The following is a 17,176-nucleotide window of genomic DNA, read 5'->3' on the forward strand; positions in this document are numbered from 1 at the left end:
AAAATGACAGTACTTATAATAGCTAAAATTCATATTTAGGAAAGGATTTATTACATACAAGAACAAAATCAATTAAATAATATCCACAGCAACAAACAAAATCAAAAAAAGATGAAGGTCGCTTTTACTTGACTCTTCATCTTTTTTCTTTAATTTAGCGGTTCCATGTTTTTATAAAATTCTGTGTGTAATATAATTCATCAACACCAATCCCTAAATGAGTAAATTCTTCGTTCAGCATTGTCTCTCGGTGTCCTTTTGAATTTAACCATCCCTCTGAAGCTGCTATCCCATCCACATATTGTGCAGCAATATTTTCTCCTGCCATTTCATATTTAATATCTGATTGAGCAAGTCGATCAACTAAAGTTCCTTCAGTAGGAGATTCATGTGAAAAGTAATTGTTTTTATTCATATCCTGACTATGCAAAAATGCAACACCTGATGTGGCTTCATGCCACTTTACTGCTGGAGCATTATGTCTTGAGCGTAACATATTTGTAATAGCTAAAATTTGTTTCTCAGATCCCTCTTCAATTTTCTCCCACTTATCTTCAGAAATTTCATCAGGTTCAATTAGATTCCCTCTATAAGTCACTTCGTAAGATCTTTGTTTAACAAAAGTTTCTGCATCCATTATACGAACACTAGATAATATCCCATCAAATTTATCAATATACAACTGTACATAAACATTTCCAAGCTCGACAGTAGGTCTTGTGTTCATGTCCTCCTCTGAAAATTCAAAACGATATGAATTTCCTTCATAATCAAGTTTTAAGCTCGAGGTAATCTGTTGAATATTAAAAATATCCTGAAGAGTCTGTCCGATAGTAAACGGTTTTACATTTAATTCACTTCCGATTCCATAAACAGAAACAACTTTTTGATTAAGGATACCCACTTGGACGTATTGTTGCTTGTCTGATTCATAAATCCACCAATCATAATCATATGCTGAAGGATCAATACGATCTGGTTCACCCATCAATGCTGTAATTTCCTCTGAAGATTTATTCATAAGAGAAATGATACCTTCCTCTGGTAAAGTAACTTTCTCTTCCACCTTATCTTCTTTTACTGACAACTCTTCATTTGATATCTGCACATTTTCTTCTTGATGTTGTTCATTAGGAGTATATTGTCCAAAATACATAAATAATGTATAACTTAGAAAAATAATAATAAAAATAACGAGTGCTCTTGATAAAATCCGCAAATTCTTCGCCTCCTTACAATTTGCTACTATCATTATATGAAAAATCGGTTTATATATTCTAGTTAATTATGACATTTGACCGTTTAAACTTTTATTTACTAGAATCACGAATAACTACTATCTATTCTATCATTTCATTCTATATTATTATTTTAGCATTATTACCCTTTATTGCTATCCTAAAACATTAAAAGTATAAATTTTGGCCTTTTTTTAGGTTAAATAGAGCTACTTTTGTTATCTTAACAGACAATATTATGTTAGGCATTGATGTAAATTGTTTTTCATACTATTATTATACAGTAGGCTTATATAATTTATTGTAAGCAACAGAATGAAAGTTTTACTTTATCTTTTAAAGAGATTTAAGCTATAATAAAATTCGTGAAAAGGCTTTTAGGAGGGACATTACATATGAAAATGGAAGGTACGGGTTTAGAAGGGCTTACGGTTGACCTTACTCGCTTAGACGAAATAATGGAAGATGCAGGACTAGTAAGAGCTGGTCAATGGGATTATGAGCGCGTTACTTATGATCGTAAAATTGAAGCAAAAGGGGATACATTCTACTTACGTGTACAGGCATATGGCGTAGAAGGCGATATTGGTGGTCGTCATGCATTAATTAAGCTTTTAACTCCTCTATTAGGAAAACATTATTACCCACATGGTGTTGAATATGGTGAAGGTGAATACTTTCCCACTACTGTAGTAAACACTAGCAAAGCACTTCTTAAACAAGTAGCTGACGAAATACAAAAAATACAATAAGCTTTATTTTCTACAATTAAAACAAAGGAGAAAATCCTTTGTTTTTTTTTACATAAATATTAAATTCATTCGAAGAATTTTCTTTGTTTTCTAACGAATTAAGTACTATAATATATATTGTAAAGTTTAGTTAGAAAGGGGCACCATATTGACCACATTGTTAAACAGACGGACTCTTTTAATCATTTTCACCATTGTGATTATAGGAGCTATTGCATTTTTTATTCTACCTATTTCAGTACCACTTATTGTTGCATTTATTACTGCCCTCTTTCTTGAACCAGTTATAAGATTGCTTAAGCATAGAACAAAAATAAAAAGGCAATTGGCAGTACTAATTGTTTTTATATTATTTGTTATTTTAATAAGTGTTAGCGGCTATATCTTGTCAACAAAGGTGATTGGTGAGGTTGTCCAAATTGTAGATAACGCTCCTTCTTATATAAATGAAATAACAAAGGTTTGGGAAAACTTTCAAGACGATATTACACTAACCACCCAAGATCTTCCACCTATTGTTGTTGATGAAGTAAGTAAACAAGTTACTAATTTTTTACAAAAAACACGAACTGAACTAACAAGCTATGTAAATATAGAAAATGTGAAAACCATATTTACCAATATTCCAAATTACCTTGTAAACTTAATTGTATATTTAATTGCTTTGTTTTTATTTATGCTAGAGCTTCCTCGATTAAAAAAGAAATCCTATTCGTATTTAACCGATAAAACAGCTGAAAAAGTATCCTTTATGACTTCTAGGATGACTTATGTTGTTATGGGATTTATTAAAGCTCAATTTCTAGTCAGTATTATTATTTTTATAGTCTCATTAATTGGCTTATTGTTTATTGCACCTGAAATAGCATTAATAATGTCACTGATAATTTGGATTATCGATGTGATTCCTTTGATTGGTTCTATAATTATCATGGGACCATGGACGTTATATCATGTGATCACAGGAGATGCTGCACTAGCTGCACAGTTAGGAATCCTAACTGTCACACTTTTAGTCATTAGAAGAACAATTGAACCAAAAGTAATGGGAACACATATTGGACTCTCCCCTCTAGCTACTCTGATTTCAATGTACTTAGGTTTAAAGCTTTTTGGGGTACTAGGTTTCTTTATAGGGCCAATGATACTAATAGTATACAATTCAGCACGTGAGGCAGGACTCATTAAAATTAAGTTTAAAATATAATAAAGAATTCGTGAAAATTTATTGCTTGATAATTAACAACATCCAAAAAAAAAAGAACAAAATATAAAGGCAGAAGGAATGTTCTTCTGCCTTTATATTTTCCCCTAATAAGAAAACCTCAGAATACTGATGATTTATTCACCTTTTTTTTGCATCTCCCATGTTAAAAAATCTCCATCTTTCTTTACACAGATAAACCCAAGCTTATTATAGAGCTTTATTTTTTTTTGTTGTAGAACCTCACATTCTATTATAATTTTTTTTACTGCCTGTTGATATGTTAACCAATCAATAAATGCATCAATAGCTTCATAGGCAATAGTTTCATCAATATCTTCCTCATCAATATGATAACTAAGTTCCACTAACCCTTCCTTCTTAGGCTTTCCTTGCATTAATAAATCACCAATGATTTTCTTTTGTTCATACAATATAATTAACCAAAAGCCACAATCAAGATCTTTTTCATCCGCTTCTAAATTTTCAATGCTTTCAATGTAATAAGGGATAAATCCTCTTACAACTGAAGTAGGCCAATATGATGGAATTTCTATTGGAGAACGTTTTTCTAACTCTTTCCTATGAAAAATTAAAGACTTAGCAATATCAAGTGAACATGGAACAATCATTAATCGATTTGTTAATATTTCTATCAAGCCATTCGCTCCCCTCTTACTAATTTATTTTAATAAAAGAGATATGAATGATTATTAAAAAAATGCAAAAAGGTGAAAGTTTGTTCACCTAGCACCACCCATATTGTTTTCTTGAAGACATAGGATTTGTTAAACGTTTGATATTGATTTTCATAACAGCCATTCGCTTTACCAGAAAAAAAATCCTTTTTGCCAAGGAAATAGTAATAAAAATAATTACCGAATTTTCGAAAGGCTCTTCTTCCAAGACCTAAATTAATCTGTACGCCTGCGGATATTCCCTGTGATAAGGAGTTGTAGAAGATATGATATCTCATGACTTGCACTTTCACTCAAAATAAGACAAAATATCAACATTGAACTTTAACATATCTTTTAGAAATGCTGTTTTTGATAACTTTGTTGTTTTAGAATCCTGATGGATACAATTCTGTTAAAGTCTTGAGGCATCTTTTCTTCTACAAATTGCACCTATTATGAGAATGTTTAAAATGATTACAACAAACAAATGCGTCAGATAGTAACAATTTTTCAGAAAAGAGCACTTAGAAAAATCCTTAAAATAAAACGTAGGACAAACATCTAGAGTTTTAAAAACTAAATGGGCTACAAAGATAGAAAAAAGTGGTTTAGAATATATTATTCTAAACCACCCTCAAAATATGTTTAAAAACCTAAGATTGCTTTTATTACAGATGTTGTTTCTCCACCACTGTAGAATACGTAAAGTAATAAATATACCGCAACACCTGTAATTCCAGTGAAAAACCAGATTATACTTGTAATCGGTCCTAATTTACGATGCTTTTCATAATTCTTTTTGTAACCAGTTATTAAAGAGATTATTCCAAACACAGCTCCTACTGTAGCTAAAGTAATATGGAACACAAGAAAAACAGTGTAATAAATTTTAATATCATCAGGACCACCAAAGGCAGTGTTACCAATAAATATTGTCCTAGAAGCATAAATAATAAAGAAAATAACAGCAAAAATAGCAGCTAGTGTCATCACTTTAATATGTGCATTTATGTTACGTTTTCTAATAAGATACCAGCCAATCGCTACTGAAATAGCACTTAACACAATAAATGTCGTACTAATAGTAGGTAAAATAGGAATTGATGAACTCATAATATTTCCTTTCCTTATCATAAGATAAACGATTTCTACATTGCAGATAAAAAAAATGTTAAATAACGACTAAAGTGCATTCACCCTTTACTCATTATTTTATAGGGTCTAAAGAATAATCTTTATATTCTTGTTGATCTTTTTCACGCTCTTTACGAGCCCATTGGAAGAAAATATAAGCAAGTATTGTACCATATACAATTTCTTGAATAATCTTCATTAACACGCCACCTAATTGCTGATCTTCTACTGTTGGCAATGTATTAAACATATCAGGTCCTGTTAAATTTAAACCTGCAAGCATATCAGAAGGAACACATAGCTGTAAAGCGTTTATCCATGCTTGTGGTTCTGAATATGTTAAATATAGGGGATCTGTAGCAAATATAATTAATGCGCATGCTGGAGTTAACAAAACACCATCTGCAAAGATATAACCTACCTTTTTAATACCTGTAATTGATTTCCAACCTGGCAAGGTATTTAATAATGGCCACCACATTGACATTGCACCAATAAAGATAATAGTAGTCATTATTGAATGATAAAGAGGATCTGTTTTCACAAAATCAAAAACTAATGGGACATGATAAAGTGAAAAAACTCCATTAAAGAAAATAAGAGCAATAATAGGCTTGGAAAGTAGCGTAAATACAGGCTTAATAACAGGGCGATATAAGATAAATTCCCATAACCAATTAGGTATACCCAAGATTAATAAAGGTGGTACAACTAAATATAAGATTGCCATTTGAGTCATATGTGCACTAAACATAATATGACCTAATAAATCAACAGGGCTCCCTTTACTTATATAAAGTGATAAAATTGCTGATACGAATATTACTTTCTGCTTTGTAGTTACTGGTGTACTATTCTTAAACTTTGTACGCCATGGTCCGATCACCATAAAAAATAATGTTGTTATGATTAATAAAATAATTAAGAAATAAGGACTCCATAATGCTCGAAATCCAAATATATCAAAGCTCATCTATAAATCAGCTCCTTAAACTAGTCCTTCCCGACTATTATACACTTCACAATTTAGTCTATCAATGAACGTTCTATGACAAATCAGAAATAAAGCTGAGGAACTATATTATATAAGAAAAACGCGATGTGACAATCACTATGAGAATATAAAAATAGAGGGTGAATGATTCATCATTTTTCTCTTAAATTAAAATCCGATAAATGAGATATTTCCTTTCTAGCTAATGACACCTTTAACTAGTCATATATAGGTATAGATTTTCACTTTCTTGATCATACAGGTCTACTTTCGTAAACTTTACTGCTATATAGTTTAGTTTACCAAAAGTAGATTTACGCTACAGCTCTTTGCGCCTGCTGTGTCCCAAAGCTCCCACTACTCTCGCAGGTATCTGATACCTTTCACTTTAATAAACCCTAATCCGTTTGTACGTAAGAGCTATAAAAACAACATTCTTTGAGAAAGGCTCTTTTCTGAACAATTGTTGCTATGCAACCAAAATTTATAGTGAAAACAGTGTTTTTTCACCGATAAGGGTACTATTTTATGAAGGAAAGATGCCACTATTAAAAGCAACAAAGTTTGCGAAAACAGCCTTGAGAAAAGAGCCTGAAGCAAAAAGGACAATCAGCTAAAGCTAATTGTCCTTTTCTATCATTTTAAAGATTACCACCAAATGATTGTTACGAATGTTAATACAGTTAATGCTGCAACCCCTACACCAGAGTATAAGAATAATGCTGGTGTTTCGTGTCCTTTATGGCTCATGTGCATGAAATAATAAAGCTGAAAAATAACTTGAATTACTGCTAATGTAATAATGAATGGAATTTTAAATGATTCACCAATTCCATCGTATCCTACAGCAATAAAAGCAACGATTGTTAAGAAGATCATCATTGCAAATGTCACAATTTGATGTTTCATATCTTCTGCATTTTTCTTACGACGATATTTTAAATCTACTTTAGGGTTTGCTGAATTATGATTATTTGCCATCAGTTTATCCCACCATTCCCATTAAGTATACAACTGTAAAGATAAACACCCATACAACGTCAATGAAATGCCAGTAAAGACTAGCTACATAATATTTAGGTGCATTGTATAAGCTTAATCCACGTTTTGCATTGCGAACGATTAAAGTTGTAATCCACAACAAACCGAAAGCCACGTGAAGTCCATGTGTTCCTACTAGTGTATAAAAAGCTGATCCTAGAGCACTACTTGTGATCGTAAATTCAAATTCATGTATATAATGATTGAACTCATATATTTCAAGCAATAGAAACGCTAAGCCTAACAAAACTGTAATAATTAACCACAATTGCATTTTAGCAAAATTGAAGTTCTTCATATGATACATTGCGTATACACTTGTTAAACTTGAAGTTAAGAGTAACATTGTCGCTACGAATACAAGTGGAAGCTCAAATAGTTCTTGAGTCGATGCACCGCCTGCAGTTGATTCTCTTAATGCAAGAAATGTTGCAAAGAGACTTGCAAAGAGCACAGTCTCTCCACCAAGAAATAACCAAAAGCCTATAAATTTATTTTTACCTTCGAGGGTAGCTTTTTCAGGCGCTGCAGGAAAAGTCTCTGCTGTTAATTTTTCTTCAACATTTGCCATTATGCTTTCCCTCCTTTATCTTCATTCATTAAATCTTCTTTATGGATGTGATATCCATGGTCATCAATAATTGAACGTAAGAACATTGAAATAAGTGTAATGCTAAAGCCTACAAATATTGCTACAATACCCCAACCATGTTCTTCACGATACATCAATCCAAATGAAACGATGAATAATCCAAATGACATAATTAACGGTAGGATTGATCCATTAGGCATATGAATGTCACCTAGAGGTTCAGCAGGTGTCATTTCTTTTTTACCTTCCATTTTTTCAATCCAAAGTGCATCTAAACCACGAACAAGTGGAGTTTGTTTAAAGTTATATTCAGGTGGTGGTGACGGGATTGCCCACTCAAGTGTACGCCCATCTTCCCAAGGATCGATTCCAACCTTTTTACCTTTAACAGATGTAATGACGATGTTAACAAGTAATAAGATTGTTGCAGCCGCCATTAGGAATGCACCAATTGTACTCACAAAGTTCGCTATATCTAATCCTTGTCCAGGTAGGAATGTGAATACACGTCGTGGCATACCCCATAATCCTAAAAAATGCTGGATAAAGAAAGTTAGATGAAAACCTGTAAAGAATAAAGCAAAAATAATGTAGTTTAATTTTTCATTAAGCATTTTCCCAAACATCGTTGGCCACCAGTATATAGCACCCGCGAATAAAGAAAATACTACTCCACCAACGATTACATAATGGAAGTGAGCTACTACGAAATACGTATCATGATATTGATAATCTGCCGCTGCTGCTGCTAACATAACACCAGTTACTCCACCCATTACAAATGTAGGAATAAATGCAACAGACCATACCATTGGAGATGTAAATCTAATTGATCCACCCCATATCGTAAATAGCCAGTTAAATATTTTAATACCAGTTGGCACGGCAATTGCCATTGTTGCAACCGCAAAGATTGCATTTGCAATTGGACCTAGACCAGTTGTGAACATATGATGTGCCCAAACCATGAAGCCTAAGAAACCAATTAACACTGTTGCAAATACCATTGAAGAGTAACCAAATAAACGTTTTCTTGCAAATACAGGAAGAATATCAGAGAAAATACCGAATGCAGGTAAAATCAAGATATAAACTTCAGGGTGTCCAAAAATCCAGAATAAATGCTCCCAGATTACTGTATTACCACCCAGTGCAGGGTCAAAGAATGCTGTACCGAATAAACGATCAAACATAAGTAAAGCTAAACCTACTGTTAAAGCTGGGAAAGCAAATAAGATAAGTGCAGATGCTACAAATGTAGTCCAAGTAAATAATGGCATACGCATGTAAGTCATACCAGGTGCACGCATATTAATGATCGTTACAAGAAAGTTAATTCCCGCTATCAGCGTACCTAAACCCGATACCTGTAATCCTAGTAAGTAAAAATCGACTCCATGACCAGGTGAATGTAACGCTAATGAAGCATAAGATGTCCAACCAGCGTCAGGTGCTCCACCTAAAAACCAACTTAAGTTTAAAAATACCCCACCGAAGAAGAATAACCAAAAACCTAATGAGTTTAAAAATGGAAACGCAACATCACGAGCTCCTATTTGTAATGGCACAACTGCATTCATTAATGCAAATAATAATGGCATAGCAGCTAGGAAAATCATTGTCGTTCCGTGCATGGTTAAAATTTCATTATAAAGACCAGCACTAACAAAGTCATTGTTTGGAACTGCTAGCTGAATACGGATCAGCATTGCTTCTAATCCACCAACAAGGAAGAAGAAGCCACCGGATATCAGGTAAAGGATAGCGATTTTTTTATGGTCAACTGTAGTTAAGTAATCCCATAAAGTTGCACCAATCCCCTTTTTCTGAGTTAACGTGCTCACAGTGTTACCTCCTTTTCATTTCACTAAAAAATTAATTACTTGAGACCTTAAGCCCCATTAAATATTCAGTAAGAGCGTCAAGCTCTTGATCAGACAATTTTGGATAAGTGTTTGTCATCTTATTGCCTGGTTTGTATGTTTCTGGATCTTTCAACCAATTACGGATGTTTTGCGCATCATGTGGAAGAATACCAGCTACACGTGCACGTTCACCAAATGTCGCTAAGTTAGGTGCTGTTCTTGCTGCTGCAGGACGTTCGTCAGTTGGAGAAACTGCGTGACAAGCAATACATCCTTTTTCTTCAAATAATTGTTCTCCTTGTACAGCTAAATCAGTAGAAGCTACTGCTTGAGCACCTTCCATATCAGAGATCCATTGGTCAAATTCATCTCTAGATATTGCTTTAACTTTAAAGTCCATTAAACCATGTGAAGGGCCACATAGCTCAGCACATTTACCGTAGAAATATTCTCCGGCTTGGTCTGCTCTTTCAGAATCAAATGATAACCACATTTGATTTACATTTTCTGTATTAGTATCCATCTTACCACCGGCAGAAGGAATCCAGAAAGAATGCTTAACATCAGAAGCAATTAAGTTAAAATAAACTTTTTCATCTGTTGGAACAATTAAATCTTGACTAGTCACTACTCCATAGTCAGGATACTCAAATTCCCACCAGTAAAGATTCGCTCTTACATTGACAACTATTGCATCTTCAGCTTTTCGACTTTCATCCTCAATAGCATCCACTTCTGCAAGTTTAAACGTTGCAGAAACAACTGGAACTGTTAAGACAAGTAGTAAAAGAATCGGTATAACTGTCCAAATAATTTCGAGCTTATGATTCCCTTCCACTTGAACAGGAATGTTGTTTTCTTCCCCTTTACGTCTACGGAATTTAATGACAACGTAAATGAAGATTACTGTTACGACTGCAATGACTACAACCATAATTAGTGTACTAAGCACCATTAAGTCATATTGCATATCCGCTACTTCTCCAGCAGGTTTAAGTGTGGAAAGAAACGGTTCACCACAGCCGGCTAAGAAAAGCGTCAACATTGCAAATAATGGAAGCAGACGCCATTTTGTCAGCCATTTTCTCATAGCTTAATCAAACCCCTCTTTCAGTAATTTGAAATTCCTATCATTTTTAATAAGGAACTCTTTTTATAAATAAATTCTTTTAAGAAAGAATTTCAACATTAAACAATGGTAAAAAGCACCATTGAGACGAACAAGATTGTTAAATAATTTATGGAGTAAACAAACATTTTTGTTGCCCATTTCATCTCTTGTTCTTTGTTTTTGAAATTTTTAATTCCCATGACAATCCAGCCAATATTAAGCAAAGTTGCTAAAATGACAAAACCAATACCTAATTCATATAAATAAAACGGTAAAGGTAATAGACAAACAATCCATACCATAATCTGACGTTTTGTAATATCAAATCCATGTACGACAGGTAGCATAGGAATATTTGCAGCGCGATACTCTTCTGTTCTTCTCATTGCTAATGCTAAGAAGTGTGGTGGCTGCCAAATAAACATAATTAAAAATAGTACCCAAGCGATAACACTTAAATTTGCATCAATAGCAGCCCAACCGATTAATGGAGGAACAGCACCAGACACACTGCCAATCACAGTATTAATAGTATATAGTCGTTTAGACCACATTGTATAAAGAAAGACATATGTTACAACACCAACTAAAGAGATAAGTGTTGCAGTTAATGTCGTCATTAACATAAACGTAATTCCTATTGTTAACAAAAAGATTCCGATCCATAATGCATGTATTGGATTCATCTTACCTGTTACAGTAGGTCGATCTTTTGTTCTTTCCATAAGATGATCTATATCACGATCATAATAGTTATTAATAGCACAAGATCCAGCAATGACTAAAGAAGAACCAATCATTGTGAATAATACTATATCTATATTTGTTAAAAACCCTTTACCACTAAAGTAAAGCGCTAGCCAAATACCTGTAAATGTTGTGATGGCGTTTGAATTAACAATTCCCACTTTTATTAGTGCTAAGAACTCTTTCCAAACGGTTGTTTCACGCATATCACTAGAATGCTGCTTAAGCGTAGCATCATCCAAAACTTTCGTGTTAGCCAATTCTTTACCTCCTTACTTCCTAGTTATTCTTTGATGTTCATACCTCTATTATCTATGAAAAGAGAATTTCTAGAAACATTATTATTCTAATACAAGAAAAGTTTATTGTGCTGAACACCTCTAAAAAAACAAAAAGTTATTATGAAGGCGGTTGCAACATGTGAATTTTCTATATCCTATGATACTAAAAAATGAGTAATTTAAAAATGGTCTACTTGAAATTAAAACATAATTACCAACATATTTGTGAACAATTCATGAAGTATATTTGTCGAAATTGTGAAAGTGTATTTCAAGCTACTCAAACATAAAACATATTTAGACATGAAGCCAAGTCTATTTTAACATAAAAGATAGATCAAATCTTAGGAAAAAAAAGTTATTTGCTAAAATCGTTTTATTATTTGCTAATCACTATAACATTACCTATCTATTTCTAGCAAAACCGGAGGAAATATTCAAGACTTTTTCTTTAAATCTTCATATTTTTCATATATGAATTGGAGAGAATAACACAAATTAAAATATCGAGTAAAATTAAATGATAATCAAATGTTTAACTAAAAAAATATCTACTATGTCTAGATATTTATATTTTTTCACTAGTTTTCTACAAGTTCAGACAATATCTAATAACTTTGTGAACATTTCTGTAAATTCATTGTCTTTTTACTCAACATTGTGTACTATCGATAAGTATTTACTAATTTAACGTTACCATTTTACTATATAAGTAGGTGAACATTTTGCAACAAGCTCTAAAATGGTTTGCCGTATTTACAACAATCGTGATGATCGTTGTCTTAATAGGTGGAGCCTTAGTAACAAAAACTGAGTCAGGTGCAGGGTGTGGAGATTCTTGGCCATTATGTCATGGTGAACTTATTCCTAGCAATATAACCTTTGAGCTTATAGTTGAATTAAGTCACAGATTAGTTAGTGGACTTGCTGGTTTTACAGTCCTAATCCTATCTATATGGTCGTGGAGAAAGATTGGTCATATCAGAGAAACTAAATTCCTTGCAATACTGTCTATATTTTTCTTAGTTTTACAAGCCCTCATTGGAGCTGCTGCTGTAATGTGGGGACAATCTGATGCAATTCTCGCTCTGCATTTCGGTATTTCACTCATTTCTTTTTCATCAGTATTATTATTAACTTTATTAATCTTTGAAATTGATAAGAAATTCGACGCAAAATCACTTGTTATTAACAAGGAAATGAAATTCCATATGATTGGAATCATTGTTTATTCTTATTTTGTTGTATACACTGGTGCTTATGTTAGACATAAAGGTGCTAGCCTCGCTTGTCCTGAATGGCCTCTTTGTAGTAACAGAGCCGGAGGTTTACCAACAACATTACATGAATGGATACAGATGGGTCACCGACTTGCTGCAGGATTAATTTTTATATGGATTGCTTATGCAACGTGGCGAGCAATTAGGTATTACAAACATGAAAAGGTCATATATTGGGGTTGGATTATTGCCTTTATCCTAGTATCTATGCAAGTAACTTCAGGTGCTTTTGTCGTTATTTCTGGTTTGAATCTTTATGTTGCACTTGCACATGCTTTAATCATTTCCTGTCTTTTCGGATTACTAAGTTATTTCTTACTATTAGTCAGCCGAAACAACATAAATATTGAAGCTAATACTTCCTCAGATCGATCAATAACTAAGTAAATCGAGTAGGAGGGGGTGATTAACCCCCGACCTCTCACACCACCGTACGTACCGTTCGGTATACGGCGGTTCCATTTATGTCTGACGCAGTTGTGAATATCTTGAATATAGACTTTTCAACCCTTTCAAACTCCAATAAGAGTTCGAAAGGGTTCTTTGTAGTATTGGACTTTTGGCTACTCTCCAATATTTCTTCCTGGAGTTTCCCCATTCGTATGCCTTTTCTTTAGGTATACCGAGCCCCATAAGTTTTCTCACTTTAGTTTTCGGTTTCTTCCATTCTTTCCACTGGCACATTCGGAGTCTTCTTCTAATCCATTGATCTAACTCTTTGAATATTGTTGGTGTGTCTGCTAAAGCGAAATATCCACACCATCCAGTCAGATATTGATTCAATCGTTCAATTCTAGTCTTCATCGGGATAGGTTTTGACCTTGATGTTAACTCACGTATCCTTTTCTTGATACGTTGAATACTCTCTTTCGCCACTCGTACCTTCGGTTTCTTGTGAAAGGTAAAACTAAAACCAAGGAACTTCCTTTTCCATGGTCTATCTACATCTGATTTTTCTCTATTTACTTTGAGTTTTAGAGTTGATTCAATGAATGAAGTAATTGACTCCATGACACGTTGTCCAGCTCTCCTAGTCTTTACGTAGATATTACAGTCATCTGCATATCTAACAAACTTGTGTCCCCTCTTTTCCAGTTCCTTATCTAGTTCATCCAGAACTATGTTTGATAAAAGTGGGCTTAACGGTCCACCTTGTGGTGTTCCTTCTTCAGATTGTGTCACAACGCCTTGAATCATAATGCCAGATTGTAGGTATTTACGGATTAACGATAGAAGAGTTCGATCTTGAATCCTTTTTGACAGAATACGCATTAAACGATCATGATTGACTTTATCAAAGAATTTCTCTAAGTCTATATCGACTACCCAACGATAACCATCTTCGATATATCTTTTCGCTTGTTTCACTGCATCGTGACCTCGTTTATTTGGACGAAAGCCATAACTCTGTGTTGAAAAGGCCGGATCAAAGATTGGGGTTAATATTTGAGTAATCGCCTGTTGAATGAAACGATCTGTCACGGTTGGTATACCTAGTAATCTTACTCCACCGTTCGGTTTTGGGATTTCAACCCGACGGACAGGAGAAGGTTGATATGTACCCTTTGTTAAGGAAGCTCTCAAACTTTCCCATGTTTCGAGGATATGTTTTCGTAGGTCTTTTACGGACATATAATCTACTCCATGACTTCCTTTGTTTCTTTCAACACGCTTTAGCGCGTTCAAAAGATTCCCTCGTGACAACACTTGTTCCATTAACATGAAGATCTTCCTTCCTACGTGAACAATACGTTCTTTTTAAGTAAGTTCTTTACTAAGCCCTCCTGAAGTCCCCCATGGATTCACCATATCTTCCATTCAGGTAGGTTCTCTTAATGAATTTTCTGCTTTCGACATAAAGAACTGTTTATCAAGTGTTTGTTCTCCTAAAATGGTTCAGTCCTTCCTTGATTCTCTCGAGTAAATCAAGTACTATGACCTCGGCTGACTTCTGATTATTCAGCTATCTATCACCAGATAGGTTACCAAGTGTACTTGGCGTGTTAATCAGACCTCCCCGGGTAAGAGTGTAGTCTTTCCTTCCACCTATCTGCTTCATTTACTCTGTATCACCTTCGGCAGAAGGGACTTTGTTTTGCTGTGCAAACTCATCCAATGATACCTAGCCTTATATGAAGTTCGTGTTCCTCAGACCGGAAGTTTGCCGCTCGCTTCCTTCTTATTCCATGTCACCATGGACACCCTTGCGTTAAGCTAACTGTTACTTCTGCCTTCACAGTTCGGGACTTTCACCCTAGAGACTACACCCATGCCGGGCGCACACAAGCAAAGAGAGAAACCATCGGTTTCTCTCTTTGCTTATTTTGCTTATATAGTAATCACTACATCCTTACAGAGCTTCTTAAAAAAATTTCACTCCCTAACACTTTAAGAGTTCTACAATCATCATTGAGCTAGTGTCCTCTTCTGACATATACCATTTCTCTCTTTACCTAGTAGTTTGAGTGGATTAACGTACTATATCCTTGTTTCTTTATATTAAAAAAACCTTCCTTATTAACGAAAAATCGAGGAAGGTATCAAATTTATCTAATAGATGTGCTTTTATGTTGTTTAAATTGTTTCACATTCTTAGAAGGTATAGCTTCTTGACTAAGTGGCTTTTTATATACTTCACGATATGATGTAAACATTGAAACATTTACTAATAACCCCATTGAAATCAGCAGTAATAACATCGAAGATCCACCATAACTTATAAATGGAAGTGGGACACCTGTAATAGGTATTAGTCCTGTTAAACCACCTAAATTTATCATGGATTGAATAGCAATCATACTTGATATTCCAACAGCTAGTAAAGATCCAAAAGGATCTTGACATCTCCTGGCAATGGAAAAACCTTTTAAAACAACAAAAGTTAATAACATCAATACAAAAAGGACACCGAATATCCCAAGTTCCTCAGCAATAACAGCCATAATAAAATCAGTATGTGATTCTGGCAAATAACCATACTTTTGAACACCTTGTCCTAAACCCAGTCCTTTCAAGCCTCCTGAACCTATTGCGTAAAACGAATTAACTAACTGATATCCTTCTCCTTCAATTGTGCCAAAAGGGTCTGTGACTCCTACCAAACGACTTAACTGTTCTTCACTAAAAAGACCTTTCATTATTACAATCGGCGTCATCAAGACTCCAGCTAATATTAATAGAGCTATAAGCTTTACGATACTTTTTCCAGCCATGCCAGAGCATAAAATCATACATATGGCAATTAATGCAATAATAAAAGCTGTACCAAAATCTGGTTGTATCACAACAAAAAAACAAATGATTACTGTAAAGATTAATGGTGGTAAGACTCCTCGACCAAACTCATCAATATAGGATTGTTTTTTATCATACACTGCTGCCAAATAAATAATCACACTTAATTTGACAAATTCACCTGGTTGTATGCTAAATCCACCAATAGAAATCCAACTTTGAGCACCACCAGCAGCATGTCCAATAAAAAACAATGAAAATAACATGAGTATGGATCCAATAGCTATTAATTTTAGAAATTTACTATACAAAAAAGCTCTATAAGGAAATATCATCATGGTAAGAAATGCAAGTCCGCCAGCAATTAATGCGAGCTTTTGTCTTTGAAAGAAATGATCTGGCTCATAGCCAAATCTTGCCACAGCAGTTATCATGCTTGAGCTGTAAACCATCACTAAACCAAAACAGCAAAGTAAGACAATAGCTATTATTAATGAATAATCATATGATTTTATTATTTTTTTTACCATATCTATCTCTTCCCTTATCAAATACATGTTGAAAAACTAGTTGTGTCCTTTATTTTACTACAACTTCGACTTCAAAAGAGAAAAATCCTTTAAAAATATCTAATTTATAAACTAAAAACGACTTTCTAAGATCAAATAGCATTAACTATAAAAAAAGCCCTTTATATTTTTTCGCTTTTTGTTTAATTATTAACTTTGTTAAACTTTATTGTTGATTTCCGTTATAGGCATTCGCTTTCACTTCGAGTGTATTGAAAATCGAACCTGTTCGCTTTTTCAAGAATCTATTTTTCTAATTTAATCCGGGAGCCTCATCAGCGTGCCGCCTGGTTAATCTTCCTTTTGACACGCTTTCTAAGAATAATCTCAATATAAGTCCTTAAAGTGCTAAAGCCTTATTATAGATTATTTGTTAAGCTTTTACCTAAATAAAAAACCAAGAAGATTTTAAAAAAAAATGCAAAAAAAAAAAACCCAAACCTATTTAGTTTGA

At 33.8% G+C, this 17,176-nt stretch carries 14 protein-coding genes; 3 read left to right on the forward strand and 11 right to left on the reverse strand.

From position 1 onward, the window contains the following. Positions 1–154: 154 nt before the first annotated feature. On the reverse strand, positions 155–1,219 hold the full coding sequence (locus LC076_RS02390; protein WP_226665879.1) for a CAP domain-containing protein: 1,065 nt from the start codon (positions 1,217–1,219) through the stop codon (positions 155–157). 414 nt (positions 1,220–1,633) lie between these two features. Here LC076_RS02390 and LC076_RS02395 point away from each other — a divergent pair, with 414 nt between their 5' ends. Beyond that, positions 1,634–1,990 (forward strand): YugN family protein, encoded by a 357-nt coding sequence (locus LC076_RS02395; RefSeq protein WP_226665880.1) that lies wholly within the window; start codon positions 1,634–1,636, stop codon positions 1,988–1,990. Positions 1,991–2,138: 148 nt separating this feature from the next. Continuing rightward, positions 2,139–3,197 carry a sporulation integral membrane protein YtvI gene (gene ytvI, locus LC076_RS02400; RefSeq protein WP_226665885.1) on the forward strand — a complete coding sequence of 353 codons (1,059 nt, stop codon included), beginning with the start codon at positions 2,139–2,141 and terminating at the stop codon, positions 3,195–3,197. Between the two features lie 134 nt (positions 3,198–3,331). Here ytvI and LC076_RS02405 read toward each other — a convergent pair whose 3' ends face one another. The 8 genes from LC076_RS02405 to cyoE form a co-directional block, all read right to left on the reverse strand. Beyond that, the gene (locus tag LC076_RS02405) at positions 3,332–3,853 is read right to left on the reverse strand and encodes a GNAT family N-acetyltransferase (protein ID WP_226665887.1); all 522 of its coding nucleotides are present in this window, start codon (positions 3,851–3,853) and stop codon (positions 3,332–3,334) included. A 666-nt stretch (positions 3,854–4,519) separates the two neighbouring features. Beyond that, positions 4,520–4,987: a DUF420 domain-containing protein gene (locus LC076_RS02410; protein ID WP_226665889.1), complete on the reverse strand. Its 468-nt coding sequence runs from the start codon at positions 4,985–4,987 to the stop codon at positions 4,520–4,522. A gap of 94 nt (positions 4,988–5,081) precedes the next feature. Then, positions 5,082–5,981: a cytochrome c oxidase assembly factor CtaG gene (ctaG, locus tag LC076_RS02415; RefSeq protein WP_226665890.1), complete on the reverse strand. Its 900-nt coding sequence runs from the start codon at positions 5,979–5,981 to the stop codon at positions 5,082–5,084. Positions 5,982–6,650: 669 nt separating this feature from the next. Then, complete coding sequence (ctaF, locus tag LC076_RS02420) at positions 6,651–6,983, reverse strand: cytochrome c oxidase subunit IVB (RefSeq protein WP_226665891.1); 333 nt, start codon at positions 6,981–6,983, stop codon at positions 6,651–6,653. A 4-nt stretch (positions 6,984–6,987) separates the two neighbouring features. Further along, the gene (gene ctaE, locus LC076_RS02425; RefSeq protein WP_226665892.1) at positions 6,988–7,614 is read right to left on the reverse strand and encodes a cytochrome c oxidase subunit III; all 627 of its coding nucleotides are present in this window, start codon (positions 7,612–7,614) and stop codon (positions 6,988–6,990) included. Next, a complete protein-coding gene (gene ctaD / locus LC076_RS02430; RefSeq protein ID WP_226665893.1) occupies positions 7,614–9,479 on the reverse strand; it encodes a cytochrome c oxidase subunit I in 1,866 nt (621 codons plus the stop codon). Before ctaD ends, ctaE begins: the two co-directional genes overlap by 1 nt. Positions 9,480–9,510: 31 nt before the next feature. Beyond that, entirely contained in the window at positions 9,511–10,590 is a 1,080-nt protein-coding gene (gene coxB / locus LC076_RS02435) for a cytochrome c oxidase subunit II (protein WP_226665896.1), read from the reverse strand. 98 nt (positions 10,591–10,688) lie between these two features. Beyond that, positions 10,689–11,564, reverse strand: coding sequence for a heme o synthase (gene cyoE, locus LC076_RS02440; protein WP_226666163.1), 876 nt, complete (start codon positions 11,562–11,564; stop codon positions 10,689–10,691). 800 nt (positions 11,565–12,364) lie between these two features. Between cyoE and LC076_RS02445 the strand changes: the two genes are divergently transcribed. After that, positions 12,365–13,306, forward strand: a complete 942-nt coding sequence (locus tag LC076_RS02445; protein ID WP_226665898.1) for a COX15/CtaA family protein — start codon at positions 12,365–12,367, stop codon at positions 13,304–13,306. A gap of 75 nt (positions 13,307–13,381) precedes the next feature. Here the strand turns inward: LC076_RS02445 and ltrA are convergent, their stop codons facing one another. Next, a complete protein-coding gene (gene ltrA, locus LC076_RS02450; RefSeq protein ID WP_226665899.1) occupies positions 13,382–14,641 on the reverse strand; it encodes a group II intron reverse transcriptase/maturase in 1,260 nt (419 codons plus the stop codon). Between the two features lie 824 nt (positions 14,642–15,465). Next, on the reverse strand, positions 15,466–16,683 hold the full coding sequence (gene ftsW / locus LC076_RS02455) for a putative lipid II flippase FtsW (RefSeq protein ID WP_226665901.1): 1,218 nt from the start codon (positions 16,681–16,683) through the stop codon (positions 15,466–15,468). Positions 16,684–17,176 lie beyond the last annotated feature (493 nt).

The organism is Metabacillus litoralis, assembly GCF_020524045.1.
Lineage (GTDB): Bacteria > Bacillota > Bacilli > Bacillales > Bacillaceae > Metabacillus > Metabacillus litoralis_C.

Bases quoted from the DNA above. Each gene is read 5' to 3' on its own strand.
- LC076_RS02410 (WP_226665889.1), bottom strand. From the start codon at position 4,987: ATGAGTTCATCAATTCCTATTTTACCTACTATTAGTACGACATTTATT.
- LC076_RS02395 (WP_226665880.1), top strand. From the start codon at position 1,634: ATGAAAATGGAAGGTACGGGTTTAGAAGGGCTTACGGTTGACCTTACT.
- ctaF (WP_226665891.1), bottom strand. From the start codon at position 6,983: ATGGCAAATAATCATAATTCAGCAAACCCTAAAGTAGATTTAAAATAT.
- ftsW (WP_226665901.1), bottom strand. From the start codon at position 16,683: ATGGTAAAAAAAATAATAAAATCATATGATTATTCATTAATAATAGCT.
- coxB (WP_226665896.1), bottom strand. From the start codon at position 10,590: ATGAGAAAATGGCTGACAAAATGGCGTCTGCTTCCATTATTTGCAATG.
- ctaE (WP_226665892.1), bottom strand. From the start codon at position 7,614: ATGGCAAATGTTGAAGAAAAATTAACAGCAGAGACTTTTCCTGCAGCG.
- ltrA (WP_226665899.1), bottom strand. From the start codon at position 14,641: ATGTTAATGGAACAAGTGTTGTCACGAGGGAATCTTTTGAACGCGCTA.
- cyoE (WP_226666163.1), bottom strand. From the start codon at position 11,564: ATGCGTGAAACAACCGTTTGGAAAGAGTTCTTAGCACTAATAAAAGTG.
- ctaG (WP_226665890.1), bottom strand. From the start codon at position 5,981: ATGAGCTTTGATATATTTGGATTTCGAGCATTATGGAGTCCTTATTTC.